This is a genomic window from Streptomyces sp. NPDC054813, from assembly GCF_053611365.1.
The window spans coordinates 1-17,822 of sequence record NZ_JBSHAF010000003.1 but is presented as its reverse complement, the minus strand read 5'-3'; the positions used below and the strand labels follow the sequence as shown (position 1 = coordinate 17,822).

Sequence of the window (17,822 nt, the reverse complement as noted above, 5' to 3'; positions counted from 1 at the left end):
ACAACGACGCGCCCCAATAGGGGCGCGGGGAACTGCGCGACAAGCCCCCACCGGGCCCGCGGATCCCCACCCACCTGAAAAACGGGGAGTCTGAGGGGCGCAGCCCCCAGACCCCCCCGCGGCCCAACTCACGTAGTGCTACGCCGCCGCCGAGCCCCCGGCCGCCGCTCACTCGGCCGCGTCACCGGATCCCCGGCCTCCAGCGCGCTCGCGCGCCTCCGCAGCCCGAACTCCGCCAGCGCCTCCGCCAGCTTGCCCACCGACGGCTCCGGAGCCATCACGTCCACCCGCAGCCCGTGCTCCTCGGCCGTCTTGGCCGTGGCCGGTCCGATGCACGCGATGACCGTCACGTTGTGCGGCTTCCCGGCGATGCCCACCAGGTTCCGCACGGTGGACGACGAGGTGAAGAGCACCGCGTCGAAGCCGCCGCCCTTGATGGCCTCCCGGGTGTCGGCCGGCGGCGGCGACGCCCGCACGGTCCGGTAGGCCGTGACGTCGTCCACCTCCCAGCCCAGCTCGATCAGCCCGGCGACCAGCGTCTCCGTGGCGATGTCGGCGCGCGGCAGGAACACCCGGTCGATCGGGTCGAAGACCGGGTCGTAGGGCGGCCAGTCCTCAAGGAGTCCGGCGGCGGACTGCTCGCCCGACGGCACCAGGTCCGGCTTCACGCCGAAGGCGACCAGCGCCTTCGCGGTCTGCTCGCCGACCGCCGCGACCTTGATGCCCGCGAAGGCACGCGCGTCGAGTCCGTACTCCTCGAACTTCTCCCGTACGGCCTTGACCGCGTTCACCGAGGTGAAGGCGATCCACTCGTACCGCCCGGTGACCAGGCCCTTGACCGCGCGCTCCATCTGCTGGGGCGTGCGCGGCGGTTCGACGGCGATCGTCGGCACCTCGTGCGGCACGGCTCCGTAGGAACGCAGCTGGTCGGAGAGGGTCGCCGCCTGCTCCTTCGTCCGCGGCACGAGGACCTTCCAGCCGAACAGCGGCTTGGACTCGAACCATGACAACTGGTCGCGCTGGGCGGCGGCGGACCGCTCACCGACCACGGCTATCACGGGCCGGCCGCCCTCCGGGGAGGGCAGCGCCTTCGCCTGCTTCAGGGTCTGGGCGACCGTGCCGAGGGTGGCGGTCCAGGTCCGCTGGCGGGTGGTGGTACCGGCGACCGTGACCGTCATCGGGGTGTCCGGCTTGCGGCCGGCGGCGACCAGTTCCCCGGCGGCCGCGGCCACCGAGTCGAGGGTCGTCGACACCACGACCGTGCCGTCCGAGGCGCCGACCTCGGTCCAGCACCGGTCGGAGGCGGTACGGGCGTCCACGAAACGCACGTCCGCGCCATGGGCGTCCCGCAGCGGCACACCGGCGTAGGCGGGTACGCCCACCGCCGTCGCGACACCGGGCACGACCTCGAAGGGCACACCGGCGGCGGCGCAGGCGAGCATTTCCTCGGTCGCGTACGTATCAAGTCCCGGGTCCCCGGACACCGCACGGACGACCCGCCTGCCGCCCCGCGCGGCCTCCATGACAAGATGAGCGGCATCCCGCGCGGGCGGGAGCGCAGCGGTTGTTGACGCTCCGTCAACAACCTTTAGTTGAGGCGTGCCTGTGCCCTGATACGGGTCCGACGAGGAACCCGGATTCATGGGTACGACGGAGACGCCCTGCCTGGCGTGGGCCCTGATCACGTCGAGCACCTCGTGCTCGGCGACCAGGACGTCCGCGCTGGACAGTGCCTCCACGGCACGCAAGGTCAGCAGCCCCGGATCCCCGGGTCCGGCACCCAGGAAGGTGACGTGCCCGTGTTCAAGGCCGGCGGGAAGGTTGGTGGGGCTCACTGTGCTCGCTCCCCCATCAGACCGGCCGCGCCCTGGGCAAGCATCTCGGTAGCGAGTTCGCGACCGAGCGCCGTCGCCTGGTCGTTTGTCTCGGGCACGGGACCGGTGGTGGACAACTGCACCATCCGTGTGCCGTCGGTCGTGCCGACGACGCCACGCAGGCGCATTTCCTTGACAATCTGCCCGTCGGCCAGCAGGTCGGCAAGCGCGCCCACAGGGGCGGAGCAGCCGGCCTCCAGGGCGGCGAGCAGTGATCGCTCGGCGGTCACGGCGGCCCGCGTGAACGGGTCGTCGAGTTCCCCGAGCGCGGCGATCAGCGACGCGTTGTCCGCGGCGCATTCGATCGCCAGTGCCCCCTGGCCGGGGGCGGGCAGAACCGTGTCGACCGACAGGAAGTCGGTCACCTCGTCGAGGCGGCCGATGCGGCTGAGTCCGGCCGCGGCCAGCACCACCGCATCCAGCTCGCCGTCGTGTATGTATCCGATCCGCGTGTCGACGTTCCCGCGGACCGGGACGGTCTCGATGTCCAGCCCGTGGGTGCGTGCGTACGCGTTCAGCTGCGCCGCCCGGCGCGGCGAACCGGTGCCGATGCGGGCCCCGCGCGGCAGGTCGGTGAACTTCAGCGCGTCCCGGGCGACGATCACGTCACGCGGGTCCTCGCGTACCGGTACGGCGGCCAGGACCAGGTCCTCGGGCTGCGTGGTCGGTAGGTCCTTGAGCGAGTGAACCGCGAAGTCGACCTCGCCGCGCAGCAGCGCGTCCCGCAGGGCGGTCACGAAGACCCCCGTGCCGCCGATCTGTGCGAGGTGCTCGCGGGAGGTGTCGCCGTAGGTGGTGATCTCGACGAGCTCGACGGGCCGTCCGGTCACCCGGCTCACGGCTTCCGCCACTTGCCCGGACTGGGCCATGGCGAGTCTGGATCGCCTGGTCCCCAGTCGCAGGGGGTTGTCACTCATGCCGGTCGATCCTTCTTGTCTGTGCTGTCCACGGCCCGGGAGACGGCGGCCACCGTCTCGGGGTCGAGGTCGAACAGGGTCCGCAGCGCGTCCGCGTACCCGGCGCCGCCGGGCTCGGCCGCGAGCTGCTTGACCCGTACGGTCGGCGCGTGCAGGAGCTTGTCGACGACCCGGTGCACGGCCTGCCGGATCTCTCCGCGCTGCCGTTCGTCCAGGTCGGGCAGGCGTCCGTCGAGCCGCGCGATCTCACCGGCCATCACGTCGGCGGCCATGGTGCGCAGTGCGACCACGGTCGGCGTGATGTGCGCGGCCCGCTGTGCCGCCCCGAAGGCGGCCACCTCGTCGGCGACGATCCCCCGCACCTGGTCCACGTCGGCCGCCATGGGGGCGTCCGCGGACGCCTCCGCCAGCGACTCGATGTCCACCAGCCGCACCCCGGCCAGCCGGTGCGCGGCAGCGTCGATGTCGCGGGGCATGGCGAGGTCGAGGAGGAAGAGCTCGGGGGCGGGCCGGACGAAGCCGGCGACCGGCTCGGGCTTGCGCAGCTCGGGGATGCGCCCCACCCGGGCGGCGGTCGCGGCGAGCGCGCCGATCAGCTCCGCGTCGGCCTCGGGCGTACGGCGCCCGGCGTCCCGGATGTCGACGGTGGCGTTGTCCACCCAGGCCGCGTGCTGCTCCAGCTCGGCGGCGGCCATCCCGGCGACGGCGGCCTCGCCCATCACGGAGAAACCGCTCTGCTCGGCCGCGAGGTCGAGCGGGCAGTTCTCGTCGGAGTCCGTCAAGCCGCGGGTATGCGTGCCGCCCGGGGCGACGGGGGTCCCCCCGGTCGGGCGAAGCCGGGACTGGGGAAGCGTGGAGCCGGCCGGCAACCCGTCGGCGCCGGGTCCGGTGACCGGCCCCCGGCCCGCGGCGGCATCCGGTACCCGTCCGCCGAGCGCCTCGGCAACGGCCTCCGCTGTCAGCACCAGCCCCGTCGCACCCGTGCAGGAGACGGCGACGTCGGCACGTGTCAGCTCGACCGGCACCGAGTCCATCGGTACCGCGCGGGCCACCACGTCCGTGTCGTCGCTGTCGTTGAGGATCTGGGCCAGGCGCTCGGCACGGTCGTACGTCCGGTTCGCCACGACGATCTCCGCGACGCCCGCCCGCGCCAGCGTGGCGGCGGCCAGCGAGGACATCGATCCGGCGCCGATGACCAGCGCCTTCCTGCCCTTGGCCCAGGCCTCGACGTCGGTACCGGCGGCGAGCTGTGCCAGGCCGAAGGTGACCAGGGACTGTCCGGCCCGGTCGATCCCGGTCTCGGAGTGGGCCCGTTTGCCGACTCGCAGGCCCTGCTGGAAGAGGTCGTTCATCAGCCGGCCGGCGCTGTGCATCTCCTGCGCCAGGGCGAGCGAGTCCTTGATCTGGCCGAGGATCTGTCCTTCGCCCACGACCATCGAGTCCAGCCCGCAGGCCACCGAGAACAGATGGTGGACGGCCCGGTCCTCGTAGTGCACATAGAGATAGGGGGTGAGCTCGTCGAGGCCGACCCCGCAGTGCTGGGCGAGCAGGGTGGACAGCTCGGCGACTCCGGCGTGGAACTTGTCCACGTCGGCGTAGAGCTCGATGCGGTTGCAGGTGGCGAGGATCGCGGCCTCGCCGGCCGGTTCGGCGGCGACCGTGTCCTGGACCAGCTTGACCTGGGCGTCCGTGGTGAGCGCGGCCCGTTCCAGGACGCTGACCGGGGCGCTGCGGTGGCTCAGCCCGACGACGAGGAGACTCATGCCGGCATCACGGCGGGTACGTCCCCGTCGGGTCCCTGCTCGGTGGAGTCCTGGCGGGCGGCGGCGACGGGCGGAACCGTTCCCTCGTGGTCCTCGCCGGCCTTGCGCTGCTCGTGGAAGGCGAGGATCTGCAGCTCGATGGAGAGGTCGACCTTGCGCACGTCGACACCGTCCGGGACGGTCAGCACGGTCGGCGCGAAGTTCAGGATGGAGGTGACCCCGGCGGCCACGAGCCGGTCACAGACCTGCTGGGCGGCACCGGCGGGCGTGGCGATGACCCCGATCGACACACCGTTGTCGGTGATGATCTTCTCGAGCTCGTCGGTGTGCTGCACCGGGATGCCCGCGACCGGCTTTCCGGCCATCGCCGGGTCGGCGTCGATGAGGGCCGCGACCCGGAAGCCGCGGGACGCGAAGCCGCCGTAGTTGGCCAGGGCGGCGCCGAGGTTACCGATACCGACGATCACAACCGGCCAGTCCTGGGTCAGGCCCAGCTCACGGGAGATCTGGTAGACGAGATACTCGACGTCGTAGCCGACACCGCGCGTTCCGTACGAGCCCAGGTAGGAGAAGTCCTTGCGCAGCTTCGCGGAGTTGACCCCCGCGGCGGCCGCCAGCTCCTCGGAGGAGACCGTGGGGACCGAGCGCTCCGACAGTGCGGTCAGCGCCCGGAGGTACAGCGGAAGCCTGGCGACGGTGGCCTCGGGGATCCCTCGGCTGCGGGTCGCCGGTCGGTGAGTTCGGCCAGTTGCCACGGTGCTCCTGCGGGTAGAGCGGGGCTGCGGACGGTCACACGTTCCCAGACCGCCCCGTCGACAGCAGGCTATGTCTTTGTGAACGCGTGCACAAAGATTGTGTCCGATTTGCCCGGCCAACGTGACCGGGGTCACGCGCCCCCGGCGCAGTCGCGGGGAACCGGCGCAGAGGCGCTCGCGCTCCATTTCAGATGGGGGCAAAACAGTACACACTCCTCACGAATCCCGCCCCCGAGACCAAGCCGCCGTCGATCCTAGGCGACTTTCCGGCCCGTTTGGACTAGTCGGTCAGTGCCTTGCGGAGGCGCTCTTCGTTCACACGCCAGAAGGTGTGCTGTTCACCGTCGACGAGTACGACCGGAATCTGCTCCCAGTACAGATCGTGCAGTTGCGAATCCTGGGTGATGTCCCTCTCTTCCCAGTCCACCCCCAGCTCGCCGCACACCTTCTCGACCACGACCTGTGCGTCATCGCACAAATGACAACCCGGCTTACGGATCAGAGTGACCAAACGCGCACGAGACGCAGGTGCCTTGCGGCCGAAGAGAGGACTCATGCGGTCCATTCTCCCGCCTTGCCACGCCCTGTTCGAGGCCTTGTTTAACGGACCGGTCGCGGAGAGTTCACACCCACCCAACTCCCGCGACTCCGGGACCACCGAACAGACTGGCTATGCTCACGACATGGCCGCTCTCGGATGGCTCACTCCCCGTAGGCGCTCCGCCACGGCGCGGAGCGTGTTGGCAGGCGAGGCCTCGGCAGAGGCCGCGCGCAAGAGCCAGGAAGCCCTGGCCGAGGACGCGTCGGCCCCGGCCGACGGCGCCTTGTCCAAGGACGCCGCGGAACCGGACTTCCCGGTGCTCGGCGACACCAAGGCCGCCGCGTTCTTCGACCTCGACAACACGGTCATGCAGGGCGCCGCGATCTTCCACTTCGGCCGGGGCCTGTACAAGCGGAAGTTCTTCGAGACCCGCGACCTGGCCAAGTTCGCCTGGCAGCAGGCCTGGTTCCGGCTGGCCGGCGTCGAGGACCCGCAGCACATCCAGGACGCGCGGGACTCCGCCCTGTCCATCGTCAAGGGCCACCGGGTCGCCGAGCTGCAGACCATCGGCGAGGAGATCTACGACGAGTACATGGCCGAGCGCATCTGGCCCGGCACCCGCGCCCTCGCCCAGGCCCACCTGGACGCGGGACAGAAGGTGTGGCTCGTCACAGCGGCACCGGTGGAGATCGCCGGCGTGATCGCCCGCCGGCTGGGCCTGACGGGCGCGCTCGGCACGGTCGCCGAGTCGGTCAACGGCATCTACACGGGCAAGCTGGTCGGCGAGCCCCTGCACGGCCCGGCGAAGGCCGAGGCGGTACGCGCCCTCGCCGCCGCCGAGGGCCTGGACCTGTCCCGCTGCGCGGCCTACAGCGACTCCCACAACGACATCCCGATGCTGTCCCTGGTCGGCCACCCGTACGCGATCAACCCGGACACGAAGCTGCGCAGGCACGCCCGCGAGATGGACTGGCGCCTGCGCGACTACCGCACGGGCCGCAAGGCGGCGAAGGTGGGCATCCCGGCGGCGGCCGGGGTGGGAGCGGTTGCCGGTGGCACGGCGGCGGCGATCGCCCTGAGCCGGCGGCGCCGGTAGCCGGGGCGTGCCGGCGGGACGTCGCCGTAGGACTGCGGGCCGCATCCCGGCCGCGGGTGGCCTGTGGCCGCTCGCGCAGTTCCCCGCGCCCCTGACGGGCCGCTCTCCAGCCGCGTCTCCATAGCCACGGGCCCATCAGCCCCCTCCCCCCAGGCGGCACGGGTGGGCGCGGGCGGCACCCCGCAAGCGCCGGTAAGCGTCCCCCACGCCCGCCCCCGCACCCGCACACCCCGGCGCCCCAAACCTCGCGCGCCCGAATTATCGCGCCGCCATCCCAACACGCCCTCTACTCCGCCTCAACACGCATCTTTCTGATCAACAACCGATCACCCTGCGGCACTTGAACCGCCCCAAATCGGTTACAGAAGCGACGCAATCGGTGATTTGAGCAACTCGGTGTAGCAGTGCCTGCACGAAGCGTTATTCTCCTCAGACGCAAACCGGTACCCCTCCGTCGCTACGACGGGTGAAAGGTTCCGTACTGCACGTGATGGAAGCTCTGCCTCTGGGAGTCCCGTGTACCCACACGTCGGGGTTGACGCCTCGGGCCTGGCTACGCTGCGCGCAACTGTCGCAACGGTCAAAGAGACGCTGCGCGGCCTTGTCCCGACCGCGTATGCCGTCCCCGCCTTCGCCACCGCCGCACCGATCGGCCCGTGCTACGCACTGGCCGACGGCATGGAACAGGTGCCGGCGCGCAGCGCCGTCGTCGAGGGGCGGCGGTCGGGCGACGGGCGCGCCGTCGGCAGACGCGGCCGTGCCACCGGCACCGGCACCGCCGCGCCCACCGCCCGCCGCCCGGCCGCGGACAGCGACAGCGCCCGGATGATGGATCTCGTGGAGCGCGCCCAGGCCGGCGAGTCCGACGCCTTCGGACGCCTCTACGACCAGTACAGCGACACCGTGTACCGCTACATCTACTACCGCGTCGGCGGCAAGGCGACCGCCGAGGACCTCACCAGTGAGACGTTCCTGCGCGCTCTCCGGAGGATCGGCACCTTCACCTGGCAGGGCCGCGACTTCGGCGCCTGGCTGGTCACCATCGCCCGCAACCTGGTCGCCGACCACTTCAAGTCGAGCCGCTTCCGGCTGGAGGTCACCACCGGCGAGATGCTCGACGCCAACGAGGTCGAGCGCTCCCCGGAGGACTCCGTCCTGGAGTCCCTCTCGAACGCGGCGCTCCTGGACGCCGTACGACGACTCAACCCCCAGCAGCAGGAGTGCGTGACGCTCCGCTTCCTCCAGGGCCTCTCGGTCGCCGAGACCGCCCGCGTGATGGGCAAGAACGAGGGCGCCATCAAGACCCTCCAGTACCGGGCCGTGCGCACTCTCGCCCGGCTCCTCCCGGATGACGCACGCTGAGCCGGGCACGCTCGGCAACACCCAACTCACGCTCGGTGAAAGCCCGTTGTCTTTCTCAGCCGATCGTCGGTCGTCCGTAACCCAAGTGCCGAGCCACTCGTTGTGCGGGATACAGGCTCCCTGTGGTCACGTCCAGCAAGACCCTGATCACACGTTCGTGTGGATCGGTCGAGGGCGTGCAACCCTCAGGACCCCCTGGGGAGTCGACCGTCATGACGAGAGGAGGTGCCGCCAGTGATCGCGAACGTATCGGCGCACCGGCGGGCGAACGCCTTCGCCCAGGCCCTGGAGGAGCAGCCCGACCGGGACCCGGCGGCCGAGCGGTCCGAGGTACCGGCGGGCGATCCGCCGGCCACCGCGGACCGGGCCGAACGGACCGATCAGGGCGAGCTGTTGGCCCTGGCGACAGGGCTCGCCGCGCTGCCCAAGCCGGTGCTCGACCCGCAGGTCAAGGTCGTCCACCGGGCCCAGCTGGTGGCCGCTATGGAGGCCATGCTGGCGGAGGGCACCCTGGGCGGGGCGGTGGAAGCGTCGCTTCCCGAGCAGCGCTCCCACCGGGCCAAGGGCGCACACCGGGCCAGCCCACTGGGCAAACTGCGACCGCGTTCCCGGCTCACCAAAGGGCTCGCCGCGGGCGGCCTGAGCGTCGGCGTGGCCGCCGGAGCCTTCGGCGGGGTCGCCGCCGCCAGCTCCGACGCCCTGCCCGGCGACTCGCTGTACGGCCTCAAACGCGGCATCGAGGACTTCAGGCTGAACTATCTGGCCGACGGTGACGACCAACGCGGCCAGACCTACCTCGACCAGGCCTCGACCCGGCTGATGGAGGCCCGCCGGCTGATGGAACGGGACCGCGGCGGCCAGCTCGACCACGAGTCCATCGGCGAGATCCGCCGCACCCTGTCCGGTATGCAGCACGACGTCACCGAGGGCCACCGGCTCCTGCACGAGGCCTACGAGCGCGATCCGAACTCGCTGGGCCCCATCCAGGTGCTGTCCGCCTTCGCCCAGTCCCACCGCCAGGCCTGGGGCGCGCTGCGTGACAGGCTCCCGGTCCAGCTCGGGGACGTCAGCCAGCAGGTGTCGTCGGTCTTCGACGCCATAGACGAAGAGGTCGCCCCGCTGCAGTCCCTGCTCCCCCAGCCCTCCCAGAGCACCGGGAGCGGCACCGGCGGGCAGGGCACCGGCACGGCGTCCACCGGCACCTCCGGCAGCCACCGGTCGACGGCCCCGTCGTCCTCGGGCAGCTCCGCCTCGGGCCACGAGTCCGGCACCGGCAGCCCCAGCGGCTCGGCCTCCGGCAGCGCCGACGACGGCCTGATCGGCGGCACCGCAGGCGGCCTCCTGGATCCCCCGAAGACCGGGAGTTCGGGCGGCAGCAGCGCGGCCCCGTCGAAGAGCCCGACCAGCGAACCGGACGTCACCCTGCCCCCGCTCCTCCCCGGCCTGCTACCGGGCCTGGGCATCGACAGCGAGGACGCGTCGAACTAGCGGGTTCCGAGGGCGCCTCTCCACACGAGGGGCGCCCTCAGCGCGCCTTCAGGGGCGCGGGGCTGTATCTGATATGCGGCTCCGCCGCGTGGGCGCGACCAGCCCCCACCGGACCCGCAGGCGACACTCAACGCATCGCACTCAGAAAAAAACCGACCTCCGCTGCACAAGCAACTTGTACAGCGTGTGCTGGATCTGCTCCCGCACCTGGTCCGTCAGGTTGAACATCAGCATCGGATCCTCGGCCGCCTCCGGCGGATAGCCGTCCGTACGGATCGGCTCCCCGAACTGAATCGTCCACTTCGTCGGCAGCGGCACCGCCCCGAGCGGCCCGAGCCAGGGAAACGTCGGCGTCAGCGGGAAGTACGGAATGCCCAGCACCCGGGCCAACGTCTTCGCGTTGCCGAGCATCGGGTAGATCTCCTCGGCCCCCACGATCGAGCAGGGAATGATCGGCGCCCCCTGCCGCAGCGCGGTCGAGACGAACCCGCCCCGCCCGAACCGCTGGAGCTTGTACCGCTCGCTGAACGGCTTCCCGATGCCCTTGAACCCCTCCGGCATCACCCCGACCAGCTCACCCTGCCCCAGCAGCCGCTCCGCGTCCTCCGCGCACGCGAGCGTGTGCCCGAGCTTGCGCGCCAGTTCGTTCACCACCGGCAGCACGAAGACCAGATCGGCCGCCAGCAGCCTGAGGTGACGATTCGCCGGATGATGGTCGTGCACCGCGACCTGCATCATCAGCCCGTCCATCGGCAGCGTCCCGGAGTGGTTGGCGACGATCAGCGCACCGCCCTCGGCCGGGATGTTCTCCATGCCCTTCACCTCGACACGGAAGTACTTCTCGTACACCGGCCGCAGCATGGACATCAGGACCTGGTCGGTCAGCTCCTCGTCGTACCCGAAGTCGTCGACCTCGTAGTCCCCGGTCAGCCGTCGGCGCAGGAACGCGAGACCGCGTGCGACGCGCTGCTCCAGGCCGGCGTCGTCGTGCGGCTCCGGCACGTCCGTCTCTGCGCTCTCCCGGGTCACATGAACATCTTCCTGCGCGGGGATCCGCCCGGCGAGAGGCTGGACCTCACGCACCACCCCGGACTCGCGCACCGCCGCCTGCTCGCCGCCGCCCTTGCGCCGGTTGCCCGGCCCCCGGCGCCGGGCCGGCCGCTGCACGGCAGCCCCGCGGGACCGGTCGTCGTCGAACGGAATGACCTTGGCGTCCGCCATCGTGTTGCGCTCCTCAGTTGGCGCTCTGCGTCGGTGTCTTCCCGCCGCTCAGGACGGGCAGGGCGGCGATCCGGTCGACGGCGGCCGCCACCGCCTGCGGCGGCAGCAGCCCCGTGGCCTGGGCGCGCACGAAGTCCGCGAACGTCTCCGCCGTCGTGTACTTCGGCTGGAATCCCAGCGTCTCGCGCATCTGGCCGGTGGCGACCACCCGGCCGTGTGTCAGCAGCCGGATCTGCTCGGGTGAGAAGTCGCTCATACCGAGCGTCCGTACCAGGGACCCGGCCCAGGTGACCGCCGGCAGCAGCAGCGGCACGGTGGGCCGCCCCAGCCGCCTCGAGCACTGGGAGAGCAACAGCACGCCGTCGCCCGCGATGTTGAACGTGCCGCTGTTCAGGGTCCCCCGCGCCGGCTCGCGCGAGGCGATCCGCAGGACGTCGATCACATCGTCCTCGTGCACGAACTGCAGCCGGGGGTCGTACCCGAAGACGGTGGGCAGCACAGGGAGGGAGAAATAGGAGGCGAGCGGGGTGTCGGCGGTCGGCCCGAGGATATTGGCGAACCGCAGCACGCACACCGCCACGTCGGGCCGCCTCCTGGCGAACCCCCGCACATACCCCTCCACCTCCACCGTGTCCTTCGCGAACCCCCCGCTCGGCAGGGACTTCGGCGGGGTCGTCTCGGTGAAGACGGCGGGATCCCTCGGCGCGGAGCCGTACACGTTCGTACTGGACTTGATCACCAGGCGCTTGACGTTCGGTGACTTCTGGCAGGCACCGAGCAGCTGCATGGTCCCGATGACGTTGGTCTCTTTCACGGTGGCCCGGCTCCCGCTGCCGAGCGGCGTACCGGTCACGTCCATGTGGACGACCGTGTCGGCGCCGGTCTCGGCGAGGATGCGGGCGATGGTCGGCTGGCGGATGTCGGTCTGGATGAAGTCGGCCCCGCCCAGATGATGCTCCGGCGCCACCGCGTCCACGGCGACGACCCGGTCGACGTCGGGGTCACGCTGGATCCGTCGTACGAACCGGCCCCCAAGTTGACGGGCCACTCCGGTCACGAGCACGACCTTCCCCAAGATCAGCGCCTTTCTTCCGTGTTCCCGTATGCGGGCCAACTTAGCGGGTTGATGTTGCGCTGGCATGACCCTCAGCGGGCCAGGGTGAGCCGTCGCGGCCGGAAAATGCGTATGGCCCCCCACCGTACTGGTGGGGGGCCATACACAAGCTCTCGCGGCTCGGCGCCGTAATTACTTCTTGTTACGGCGCTGAACGCGCGTGCGCTTGAGCAGCTTGCGGTGCTTCTTCTTGGCCATCCGCTTGCGCCGCTTCTTGATAACAGAGCCCACGACTACCCTCGCTCACTTCTCATCACTCGGTGTTGGGCGCCATGGGCCCATACGACCTACGAGGGGCTAGCCTACCCGCCCGAGCGCTGAGGTCGTAATCGAGGTGCTCCGGGGTATCCCGAAACCGTCGTCAGGCGGTCTCCACCCCCACATAGCTCTCGCGAAGGTACTCGTGTACCGCTTGCTCGGGGACGCGGAAGGACCGCCCCACCCGGATCGCGGGCAGATGACCGCTGTGCACCAGCCGGTACACGGTCATCTTCGACACTCGCATCACCGCGGCGACCTCCGCCACGGTAAGGAACACAACCTCGTTGAGAGGCCTCTCGCCAGCTGCCATGACACACCTGAACCTTCCGCACTCGACGGGCCACCGGCTTCCCCTTCCGGTGACTCTTCGTCGTTGCGTGCTCACTCCCCAATGTAGGGGCGGGTGATGCGAGTGGGGAAGAGGTGCACCCATCGGCGGCCTACTGTGACAGACACGCTCGATTGAGTACGTAGCGGGTAAGCGGCGTGTAGTAATCGGACCGCACGCCGTCATCAACCGGAACGGCGACGGACACGACCCCCTCGGCCTCGCCCACAAAGAGCGCGGGGTCATCCGTATCCGCCAGCCCAATGGCCTCAAACCCGAGCTGACCAGCACCGCAGACCCACCCGTGGTCCCCCACCACCAGCTCGGGCAACGGCCCGCCACCGCCCGCCGCCGCATCCAGCGCCACCCGAACCGGCAGCGGTGAGTGCGTGTGCGCACCCGGCGCACAACCGGGGCGTTCACCTCCCGATTCCCGCACCAACCCGACACCTTGTACGTAATCGAGGTTGCACGTACGTAGACCGAACCGGGTCGTTATGTCGACACAGCGACCCTGCGCGGGGGTGAGAACCTCACATCCCGCCGCCGACAACGCGTCCGCGAGACCGGCGTAGAAGCCGATCAGCCGGTGCGGGTGCCCGGTCCCGAACAACACGGGAGCCCGCCGCCGGGCGACATCCCCCACCCGCTCCGCGAAGGCATCGAGCGCGGCGACGGTCAACTCAGGATCGATCACATCATGCCCTGAAACGCACCGGGGATCGTCCGAAACCCCACACTTGCCCGCCATCAACCGAACCAAATCCCGCTCGCTCCACGCCCCTTGCGGATCAATACCGATCAACACCCGAGGATCCCGAGCCGCGAACAGCCGATAACGCCGAAGACTCCGCTCCCGAGCGGAAGCCACCACCCCCGCCAGCCCCACGGCCACCAGATAATCCCGAAGCCCGCCACCACTCGACACGCCAGAAATAGTGATGGACCCGGCCGCCCGAAAACCCCGTAAGCAGAGCAACACCCCACGGTTGGCGTAACGATCAGCCAACCTCTAAGCCAACAGCCCCCGCAACGGAAACACGGCCCGCCGAGTAGCCAGCACCGCCTGGTCCAGGCGGTCAGCGGGGTCGTATCCCGCCTCCCACTCCGCCCATCCCACCGGCCACCGCCCGTCCGTCATCCGCCCCGGCCCCAACTGCCGAGTCCGAGCGAACACCTCCTGCCGCCACGTCTCAGGAACCAGCGCCTCCGGCGCGATCTCCCGCCCCGCGGCAATCGCCACCAGATGCGTCCACGACCGGGGCACGACATCCACCACCTCGTACCCCCCACCACCCAACGCGACCCACTTCCCCCCGGCGTACTCGTGCGCCAGCTCATGGCAGGCCACCTGCACAGCCCGCTGCGCGTCCAGCGAAACGGCGAGATGCGCCAGCGGGTCCTCGAAGTGCGTGTCGGCGCCGTGCTGAGTCACCAGCACCTGCGGCCGGAAGTCGGCGACCAGCTCCGGCACGACCGCATGGAACGCCCGCAACCACCCCGCGTCCCCGGTCCCCGCCGGCAGCGCCACATTCACCGCGGAGCCCTCCCCCGCCCCGGCCCCGACCTCCTGCGGCCACCCGGTCTGCGGGAACAACGTACGGGGATGCTCGTGCAGCGAGATGGTCAGAACCCGCGGATCCTCCCAGAACGCGGCCTGCACCCCGTCCCCGTGATGCACGTCCACATCCACATAGGCGACCCGCTCTGCACCCAGCTCCAGCAACCGCGCAATCGCCAGCGAGGCGTCGTTGTAGATACAGAACCCGGAGGCCGCCCCCGGCATCGCATGATGCAACCCACCCGCGAAGTTCACGGCGTGGTCGACGTCCCCCCGCCACACCGCCTCGGCGGCTCCCACCGACTGCCCGGCGATCAACGCGGACACCTCGTGCATCCCGGCGAACGCGGGATCGTCCATCGTCCCCAGCCCGTACGACTGATCGGCCGCCGCGGGATCGGCCGAAGCCGCCTTCACCGCCTCGACGTAGTCCTCCCGGTGCACCAGCCGCAGCGTCGACTCCCCGGCCGGCTTCGCCGCGACGACATCCACCGCCCGGTCGAGCCCGAACGCATCGACCAGTCTCCGGGTCAACGCCAGCCGGACCGGATCCATCGGATGGCCCGGACCGAAGTCATAGCCCGTTACTGCCTCGTCCCACATCAGCTGTGCGCGGCCGCTCATGCCCGCCACCGTATCGGTCCGGTTGAGTCGCGAACGAACGGGCGTACACCAACGTCACCAGCACCAACACCATCGGCACCAGCATCGCACCGCGATAGCTCCACGCGTCGCCCAGCGCCCCCACCAACGGCGAACCGATCAGGAACCCGACGTAGTTGAAGATGTTCAGCCGGGCGATGGCCGCATCCGAACCCCCCGGGAACAACCGCCCGGCCGCCGCGAAGGTCTGCGGCACCAGGACGCACAACCCCAGCCCCAACAGGGTGAACCCGACCATCCCGACCCAGGCTCCGGACGCCCCCGCCACCACCGCGAACCCGACCGCCGCCACCAGCGCCCCCAGCCGTACGACCGCCACGGCCCCGAACCGCCGTACCCCGAAGTCCCCGATGGCCCGCCCGACCAGCGTGGTCACCATGTACACGTTGTACGGCACGGTGGCCAGCTGCTCACTGCTCCCCAGCACGTCCTTCAGATACTTCGCACTCCAGTTGGAGACGGTCGAGTCCCCGATGTAGGCGAACGTCATCACCAGGCACAGCGGCAGCAGCAGCTTGAAGACGACACCACCGCCCGCACCGGCGCCCGCCCCGACCTCGGCGTCCTCCGTCGGCTGGCCGTCCACGTACCACCGGCTGGCCACCAGCGCGGCCGGCAACAGCACCGCGACGACCGGCAGGTACGACACCCACAGCGCGAGATGCCAGTGCGCCCCCACCCAGGCCAGCGAGGCCCCCAGAATCCCGCCCAGGCTGTAGACGGCGTGGAAGCTGAGCATGATGCTGCGCCCGTACGTCCGCTGCAGGCTCACCCCCAGCATGTTCATCGAGGCGTCCAACGCCCCGACCGCCAGCCCGAACGCGGCCAGCGCGACTGCCAGCTCGGCCACCTGGCCGCCGGCCCCGACCCCGAGCAGCGCCAGCATCACCACGGGCTGGGACCAGCGCAGCAGCCGGCTGGGCCGTATTCGCTTCACCAGCTGCTCGGTGGTCACACTGCCGACCCCGGCCAGGATCGGCACGGCGGCGAGAAAGACCGGCAGCAGCGCGTCGGAGACGCCGTACCGGTCCTGGATGGCGGGGATGCGCGTCACGAGCAGCGCGAAAGTGGCGCCCTGCGTGAAGAAGCTGAACGCCAACGAGGCCCTACCGCGCCGCAGCACATCTGTCATGGCGGCGAGCGTAGGGCCCCGGCGTACTCGTGGGTAGATCCAGCCAAAGATGAATTTCCTTCACCTTTACCTTCGGCGGTGTCAGGCGGCGACAGCCACCTCACGCTTCCCGCTGCCCGCAGTCTCCGCCGCCCTCTCCTCCGACGTCCCCTCCATGGCCTTCACCTCGGCGGAGATCATCCGGGCCATCGGCTCGGCGGCGAGCCCGCCGCTGACCACCATCCCGATCCCGATCGCGCCGACCAGGATGACCGTGCCGAGCCACACCATGGTGTCCACGGGCAGGGTGTACGCCCCCACGATCCGCACCGCGCACTCGGCGAGCAGCAGCACACCCCACACGAGAGAGTAGACCCGCTCCGACCGCCGGAACGCGGCCGACCCGGACCGCAGCCGTTCGAAGGCCGCCGCCCTGGCCGCGTCGCCCTTCAGCACGAACGGCTTCAGCCCCTCGGTCATCATCGGCCGGCCCGCCGCCACCGACACCAGGATCGCGATCCCGATCGCGCTGCTGACCCCGCTGTCCTTCGCGAGCATCAGCCGCGGGTCTCCGGAGACGAAGCTCAGCGCCAGCGACACCAGGTTCACCAGCAGGATGAGCCCCGCGAACGCGTTGCCCCGACGCTCCTTGGCCACGCTCCACACCGTCCGCAGCGCCGGCACCACACTGCTCCAGGCGAGCGCCGCGAAGGTGCTCATCCCGAAGGCGCCCTTGAAGAGGTAGTACGACCCGAGGGGAACCGCCACGTCCACGATCAGCGGCTTGAAGTTCTCCAGCACGCTGGGCTGCTGCTTGTCCTGGTTGCTGTTCGGGGACCCGGCGTTCGTCGTCTTCGTCATGTTCTTAGCTTCGCGTCCGGGCCGGGTCCCCCAGTAGAAACGATCGTCCGTAGCTCGGCATGACAATTGTCAGCCCCACCATGATGCGATCGGTCATTCGAGCAGGTCAGCCAACCGCCCCAGGTCGGAGAAGAGTTGGGTGGCTCCGTGCAGCCGGTCGGCCGGCGTCATCGCCGTGTACCCGTACACGTCCATACCGGCCGCGACAGCCGCCTGCACGCCCAGCGGACTGTCCTCCACGACGGCGCAGCGCTCCGGCGCGACCCCCATCCGCTCGGCCGCGTACAGGAAGAGATCCGGCGCCGGCTTGCCCCTCCCCACGTCCTGCGAACTGAACACCCGCGACTCGTCGAACCACCGGTCGAGCCCGGTCGTACGGTGCCCCACGCGAATCCGCTCATGGCTTCCGGACGACGCCACGCAGTACGGCACCTTGTCCGCCGCCAGCTGTTCAAGCACCTCCGCCGCCCCGGCGACGGGCTTCAACTCCGCCTCGAAGGCGGTGAACACGCGCGCGTGGAAGACGTCGTCGAAGTCGTCGGGCAGCCGCTGTCCGGTGCGCTCCTGGACGAGCTCGTGGACCCGGTGCATCGCGGATCCCATGTAGTCCCGTATGGAGTCCTCGTAGGAGGTGGGATGCCCGAGCTCGGTGAGATAGGCGGCCAGGAGCCGGTTGGAGATGGGCTCACTGTCGACGAGGACGCCGTCGTTGTCGAAGATAACCAGGTCGTAGCGCATACCATCGAGCTTAAACGCACCTGTAAACGCAGAAAGGCCCACGCCATAACGGCGTGGGCCTTTCTCAAAATTTGTTCGGCGGTGTCCTACTCTCCCACAGGGTCCCCCCTGCAGTACCATCGGCGCTGTAAGGCTTAGCTTCCGGGTTCGGAATGTAACCGGGCGTTT

Annotated in this window: 17 protein-coding genes and 1 rRNA gene; 3 read left to right on the top strand and 15 right to left on the bottom strand. The window is 70.2% G+C overall.

Translation table 11 applies throughout. The features are described 5' to 3' along the window. Positions 1–128: 128 nt before the first annotated feature. The 5 genes from ACWGJB_RS06075 to ACWGJB_RS06055 all read right to left on the bottom strand — a co-directional run bounded on the left by ACWGJB_RS06075 (position 129) and on the right by ACWGJB_RS06055 (position 5,874). On the bottom strand, positions 129–1,835 hold the full coding sequence (locus ACWGJB_RS06075) for a uroporphyrinogen-III synthase (protein ID WP_453379056.1): 1,707 nt from the start codon (positions 1,833–1,835) through the stop codon (positions 129–131). Further along, a complete protein-coding gene (gene hemC, locus ACWGJB_RS06070) occupies positions 1,832–2,791 on the bottom strand; it encodes a hydroxymethylbilane synthase (protein ID WP_453379055.1) in 960 nt (319 codons plus the stop codon). Before hemC ends, ACWGJB_RS06075 begins: the two co-directional genes overlap by 4 nt. After that, positions 2,788–4,554, bottom strand: coding sequence for a glutamyl-tRNA reductase (locus ACWGJB_RS06065; protein WP_453379054.1), 1,767 nt, complete (start codon positions 4,552–4,554; stop codon positions 2,788–2,790). The genes hemC and ACWGJB_RS06065 overlap by 4 nt, the downstream gene beginning before the upstream one ends. Beyond that, positions 4,551–5,309 carry a redox-sensing transcriptional repressor Rex gene (locus ACWGJB_RS06060; protein WP_453379053.1) on the bottom strand — a complete coding sequence of 253 codons (759 nt, stop codon included), beginning with the start codon at positions 5,307–5,309 and terminating at the stop codon, positions 4,551–4,553. The genes ACWGJB_RS06065 and ACWGJB_RS06060 overlap by 4 nt, the downstream gene beginning before the upstream one ends. 280 nt (positions 5,310–5,589) lie before the next feature. Then, complete coding sequence (locus ACWGJB_RS06055) at positions 5,590–5,874, bottom strand: glutaredoxin family protein (RefSeq protein WP_450753761.1); 285 nt, start codon at positions 5,872–5,874, stop codon at positions 5,590–5,592. A gap of 118 nt (positions 5,875–5,992) precedes the next feature. On the opposite strand from ACWGJB_RS06055, the gene ACWGJB_RS06050 reads away from it, so the two are divergent. The 3 genes from ACWGJB_RS06050 (at position 5,993) to ACWGJB_RS06040 (ending at position 9,796) form a co-directional block, all read left to right on the top strand. Then, complete coding sequence (locus ACWGJB_RS06050; RefSeq protein WP_453379052.1) at positions 5,993–6,946, top strand: HAD family hydrolase; 954 nt, start codon at positions 5,993–5,995, stop codon at positions 6,944–6,946. A 516-nt stretch (positions 6,947–7,462) separates the two neighbouring features. After that, the gene (locus ACWGJB_RS06045) at positions 7,463–8,308 is read left to right on the top strand and encodes an ECF subfamily RNA polymerase sigma factor, BldN family (protein ID WP_453379051.1); all 846 of its coding nucleotides are present in this window, start codon (positions 7,463–7,465) and stop codon (positions 8,306–8,308) included. A 234-nt stretch (positions 8,309–8,542) separates the two neighbouring features. Continuing rightward, positions 8,543–9,796 carry a DUF5667 domain-containing protein gene (locus ACWGJB_RS06040; protein WP_453379050.1) on the top strand — a complete coding sequence of 418 codons (1,254 nt, stop codon included), beginning with the start codon at positions 8,543–8,545 and terminating at the stop codon, positions 9,794–9,796. A gap of 141 nt (positions 9,797–9,937) precedes the next feature. Here ACWGJB_RS06040 and ACWGJB_RS06035 read toward each other — a convergent pair whose 3' ends face one another. The 10 genes from ACWGJB_RS06035 to rrf form a co-directional block, all read right to left on the bottom strand. After that, positions 9,938–11,017 carry a lysophospholipid acyltransferase family protein gene (locus ACWGJB_RS06035; protein ID WP_453379049.1) on the bottom strand — a complete coding sequence of 360 codons (1,080 nt, stop codon included), beginning with the start codon at positions 11,015–11,017 and terminating at the stop codon, positions 9,938–9,940. 13 nt (positions 11,018–11,030) lie between these two features. Continuing rightward, a complete protein-coding gene (locus ACWGJB_RS06030) occupies positions 11,031–12,092 on the bottom strand; it encodes an NAD-dependent epimerase/dehydratase family protein (RefSeq protein WP_453379048.1) in 1,062 nt (353 codons plus the stop codon). Between the two features lie 171 nt (positions 12,093–12,263). Continuing rightward, the gene (locus ACWGJB_RS06025; RefSeq protein ID WP_003948845.1) at positions 12,264–12,362 is read right to left on the bottom strand and encodes a 30S ribosomal protein bS22; all 99 of its coding nucleotides are present in this window, start codon (positions 12,360–12,362) and stop codon (positions 12,264–12,266) included. A gap of 130 nt (positions 12,363–12,492) precedes the next feature. Continuing rightward, positions 12,493–12,702: a helix-turn-helix domain-containing protein gene (locus tag ACWGJB_RS06020; protein WP_067299677.1), complete on the bottom strand. Its 210-nt coding sequence runs from the start codon at positions 12,700–12,702 to the stop codon at positions 12,493–12,495. A 130-nt stretch (positions 12,703–12,832) separates the two neighbouring features. Next, complete coding sequence (locus ACWGJB_RS06015; RefSeq protein ID WP_453379456.1) at positions 12,833–13,648, bottom strand: phosphatase; 816 nt, start codon at positions 13,646–13,648, stop codon at positions 12,833–12,835. Positions 13,649–13,732: 84 nt separating this feature from the next. Beyond that, complete coding sequence (locus tag ACWGJB_RS06010; protein WP_453379047.1) at positions 13,733–14,905, bottom strand: acetoin utilization protein AcuC; 1,173 nt, start codon at positions 14,903–14,905, stop codon at positions 13,733–13,735. After that, the gene (locus ACWGJB_RS06005; protein ID WP_453379046.1) at positions 14,856–16,076 is read right to left on the bottom strand and encodes an MFS transporter; all 1,221 of its coding nucleotides are present in this window, start codon (positions 16,074–16,076) and stop codon (positions 14,856–14,858) included. The genes ACWGJB_RS06010 and ACWGJB_RS06005 overlap by 50 nt, the downstream gene beginning before the upstream one ends. Positions 16,077–16,157: 81 nt before the next feature. After that, the gene (locus ACWGJB_RS06000) at positions 16,158–16,916 is read right to left on the bottom strand and encodes a VC0807 family protein (RefSeq protein ID WP_453379045.1); all 759 of its coding nucleotides are present in this window, start codon (positions 16,914–16,916) and stop codon (positions 16,158–16,160) included. A gap of 93 nt (positions 16,917–17,009) precedes the next feature. Then, positions 17,010–17,654, bottom strand: a complete 645-nt coding sequence (locus ACWGJB_RS05995) for an HAD family hydrolase (protein ID WP_453379044.1) — start codon at positions 17,652–17,654, stop codon at positions 17,010–17,012. Positions 17,655–17,727: 73 nt separating this feature from the next. After that, a 5S ribosomal RNA gene (gene rrf, locus ACWGJB_RS05990) occupies positions 17,728–17,822 on the bottom strand; the annotation flags it as partial.

Bases quoted from the DNA above. Each gene is read 5' to 3' on its own strand.
- hemC (WP_453379055.1), bottom strand. From the start codon at position 2,791: ATGAGTGACAACCCCCTGCGACTGGGGACCAGGCGATCCAGACTCGCC.
- ACWGJB_RS06065 (WP_453379054.1), bottom strand. From the start codon at position 4,554: ATGAGTCTCCTCGTCGTCGGGCTGAGCCACCGCAGCGCCCCGGTCAGC.
- ACWGJB_RS06055 (WP_450753761.1), bottom strand. From the start codon at position 5,874: ATGGACCGCATGAGTCCTCTCTTCGGCCGCAAGGCACCTGCGTCTCGT.
- ACWGJB_RS06050 (WP_453379052.1), top strand. From the start codon at position 5,993: ATGGCCGCTCTCGGATGGCTCACTCCCCGTAGGCGCTCCGCCACGGCG.
- ACWGJB_RS06035 (WP_453379049.1), bottom strand. From the start codon at position 11,017: ATGGCGGACGCCAAGGTCATTCCGTTCGACGACGACCGGTCCCGCGGG.
- ACWGJB_RS06020 (WP_067299677.1), bottom strand. From the start codon at position 12,702: ATGGCAGCTGGCGAGAGGCCTCTCAACGAGGTTGTGTTCCTTACCGTG.
- ACWGJB_RS06010 (WP_453379047.1), bottom strand. From the start codon at position 14,905: ATGAGCGGCCGCGCACAGCTGATGTGGGACGAGGCAGTAACGGGCTAT.
- ACWGJB_RS06005 (WP_453379046.1), bottom strand. From the start codon at position 16,076: ATGACAGATGTGCTGCGGCGCGGTAGGGCCTCGTTGGCGTTCAGCTTC.
- ACWGJB_RS06000 (WP_453379045.1), bottom strand. From the start codon at position 16,916: ATGACGAAGACGACGAACGCCGGGTCCCCGAACAGCAACCAGGACAAG.
- ACWGJB_RS05995 (WP_453379044.1), bottom strand. From the start codon at position 17,654: ATGCGCTACGACCTGGTTATCTTCGACAACGACGGCGTCCTCGTCGAC.